At 31.9% G+C, this 3,346-nt stretch carries 2 protein-coding genes and 1 pseudogene; 2 read left to right on the top strand and 1 reads right to left on the bottom strand.

Going from position 1 to position 3,346, the window contains the following annotated elements; all coding sequences use genetic code 11:
- The first annotated feature begins 113 nt into the window (after positions 1 to 113).
- On the top strand, positions 114 to 875 hold the full coding sequence (locus A9239_RS07580) for a hypothetical protein (protein ID WP_048156177.1): 762 nt from the start codon (positions 114 to 116) through the stop codon (positions 873 to 875).
- A gap of 791 nt (positions 876 to 1,666) precedes the next feature.
- Here A9239_RS07580 and A9239_RS07585 read toward each other — a convergent pair.
- Positions 1,667 to 2,803 (bottom strand): YncE family protein, encoded by a 1,137-nt coding sequence (locus tag A9239_RS07585; protein WP_052712909.1) that lies wholly within the window; start codon positions 2,801 to 2,803, stop codon positions 1,667 to 1,669.
- A gap of 424 nt (positions 2,804 to 3,227) precedes the next feature.
- Here A9239_RS07585 and A9239_RS18920 point away from each other — a divergent pair.
- Positions 3,228 to 3,346: pseudogene (locus A9239_RS18920) on the top strand (IS701 family transposase); the annotation flags it as partial.

The following is a 3,346-nucleotide window of genomic DNA, read 5'->3' on the forward strand; positions in this document are numbered from 1 at the left end:
TTTGGGATAGGCTCTATAAATACTTTTAAATCAATCATAAAGAAATTAGTTTCTTTATAAGCAGTGTCAAAAAAATAAAAAAATAGTTAAATGTTGAAAATTTATTTTTATATATGAGAGAAGACGAAGAAAAATACATTGTGTATCGTAGAGAGAAAGATGTTGTTATTAAAAACATACCGGAAGAATATATTAATAACGGCCACAAGTTAATAATAAGACTTAAAGAAAATTGCGCTGAATATGAGTATTTGTTCAAAAAAGTGATTGAAATTTTTGATGATAAATATACATTTAATGTGGGAAATTTTGGCTATTATGAGTGTGAAATTATTGACTGTGAAAATAATGTAGTGTTTGAAGAATCTAATACATTTCTGGGGGCGCTTGACCTAAAAATTGATGTTAAGACATCCCAAGGGATTATCAGATCTGAGGTTAGAATTGAAGAAGAAGAGTTTAAAGAAACTAAGAAGACTTTGATTGATAAAACTAGCAAAGTGTATTTTTCACAACCTGAATTAATGTCTAAAATTTCTGAGATTTTTGGACACATAATACAGAATGCGCAAGATTTTGTCTATATTCAAGATCCTTATTTCGATTATAGGTATTATAGTGCTTTGATTGAGAAATTGCCACTTAATTTGGATATAAAAATCAAGTACGAAAATAATAAAAATTTAAACATTCCTTCAAATCGTAAATTAACTTTAATTAAAGACAATAAACAAAATGGGAAAATACATGATAGATTTATTATAACAAAAAATTTTGGGTATTTTATAGGAATCTCTCTTAATGGCTTAGATACGAATAAAGGTTCTATTAATTACATATACGATACAAATGAGCTCAGAAAAGAATTTGAATGAAAACTTATTCCATATCTAATATCAACATTGACAAATCCCTGGAGTATAACATTTATTTAGGCATAGAATCGTTATTAATAGAGCCTATCCCAAAACCTATTTTATTCTAAATCGTCATGAGTTTTCAGGATCATTTTAGTAATTAGGTATCCAATTGATTGTTCCAAATATGAGATTCAAAAATCAAATTTTGAGTTTCGGGATAGGCTCAAAGAATATCAAAGACAAAACCCCTTATTTGCTCATTAAAACTTAATACTTTTTCTTGGATTTAAGCTTTTTAATTCTGGCATATTTTCTTTTTCTGTACTATTATCGCCTCTAATAGGCAGTTTTCGGAGTTACAGGTAATAGCCACCTGCACCTAGTAATGTCTTTCCAGAGAACATGATTAAAAGAATTGACTTACTATTTTCACCCAAAACATTTCAAATTTTCTATTATAAGTTTTTAACTCATAGGGTATGCTTCCCTGAACTTAGTTATTCCATATGATACCGAAATCCAGAATATTTGACCGATATTTTTTTCTGCGGTCGTTTTTTCTGAAAACTGCCCTAGCTACTCAAACATGTATTTTTGAAAATTTCCAAACTTTTTGGCCCTTTGTCTTCATTGAGAACTTCCAGAAGCTATTTTCCCAATCTTCAGTTGAGATCGTAACTGCAAATTTTCAAATAATTCTCCAAACGATAACATGAAAAATGTTATTTTTTGAAGATGTCTGGAGAACGTCAGATCGTAGCTACTATTAGCGTATTTAGAGTTTTGAATTTTGAAATTTTAAGTTTTTAGATTTTAGTTGACTTTCTCCAGATGTACAATATAAGTATTACAACAAGCAAAGAATTGAATTCAGAGGGAGTTGTATGAGAAACATTTTGTACTTTTTTATTTCCAATAGCAATTCCTAGATGTCTGGTTCCTATATTTACAGTCGATGTAACTTTATTTGTTGATGTATCAATTACAGAAACATTGCTATAATCATTTGCCACGTAAAGCTTTGTTCCATCAGGGGTAATTGCCACTCCATAAGTATACTTTCCTAAAGGTACCATGACTGTAACTTTATTTGTTAATGTATCAATTACAGAAATGTTTCCACCCCCATCATAGATATTATTTGCCCCGTAGCCGTAATTTGCCACATATACCTTTGATCCATTTGGAGCGACAGCAATTCCAGAAACAGAGCCTATACGATCGCTCACTGTGGCTACAACAATGTTTGTTGCTGTGTCAATTACAGAAACATTGTTGTAACCATTTGCCACATATGCCTTTTTTCCATCGGGGGTGATCACAATTCCACCTGGATAGCTTCCTACATTTACGGTGGCTATAATAGTATTTGTTGCTGTGTCAATTACAGAAGTAGGTCCTCCTTCAGCTAAAACATATACCCTTTTTCCATCAGGCGTAACAGCAATATCACCAAGAGAGTCATAATGTCCTATGTTTATCGTGTCTGTAACCTTGTTTTTTGCTGTATCAATTATAGAGATAGCGGTATTTCCATCTTCGTCTCTGCATTGCGTCACATATACCTTTGTTCCATCTGGACTGACTGCAACTCCAATAGGTCCATTTTCTACATCCACAGTGGCTATAACCTTATTTGTAGTTGTGTCAATTACAGAGACAGTGCTGTCAAAGCTGTTCAATACATACACTTTTGATCCATCAGGGGTAATTGCAACACCGGTAGGCCCTCTTCCTACATCTATAGTGGTTATAAAAGTGTTTGTTGCAGTGTCAATTACAGAGACGGTGTCAATTTCAGAGACATCGTCGTTTCCGTAGTTTGTAATATATGCAAAAGGTGTGGCACCTGCAATACTGACCAGCATTAAAAACGCCAGCACCATTATTTCTAAAATAAAGATATAACCACATCGTGTTTCAGCACGTTTCATCTCTTTCATCTTAAACCTCTGTAAATTAATATTTGAACCTTCAAATAAAAAATTAAAAATGTGACATTACATAATATTAATCTCTATAAGAAAATCTTTTAAATAAATAATGATTTTTTTCTATTTTTATTTGTCATTTACTATTATTTTTAGTCCATTTATATATCTCAAATAAGGAATAATCAGATGTGCAGGTTCAGAGCTTGATTAATCAAAAGATCATTGAAGCACTTGGAGAAAAGAAGAAGCCTTTTTGGAAATTTTGGTAATTCATCTTCTTTATTCAGTTCAAACCTAGTATTCCTTAGTAATTATGAAACTGTGTAAAAGTCAAAGGTTTCACCTATAGGACTTACGCAGTTAAAATGCCGAAAACTTGATATCTTTATAAATATACTTATGGCTTAGTGTTTCTCTAAAAACGTACGGAGTTATGGACATAAATCCACCTAAGTGTACCGACATTGACTACATTAAATATCTCATTGCGGCTTCTAAAGTTTTTAGCTGTACTGAAGCTGCTAGATGTTATCCAGACATAGCTAATGCTCC

The sequence above is a fragment of the Methanosarcina sp. A14 genome, assembly GCF_001729375.1.
Lineage (GTDB): Archaea > Halobacteriota > Methanosarcinia > Methanosarcinales > Methanosarcinaceae > Methanosarcina > Methanosarcina barkeri.

What these genes read in the sequence shown, in the direction of transcription:
- A9239_RS07580 (WP_048156177.1), top strand. Translation starts at nt 114, where the DNA reads ATGAGAGAAGACGAAGAAAAATACATTGTGTATCGTAGAGAGAAAGAT.
- A9239_RS07585 (WP_052712909.1), bottom strand. Translation starts at nt 2,803, where the DNA reads ATGAAAGAGATGAAACGTGCTGAAACACGATGTGGTTATATCTTTATT.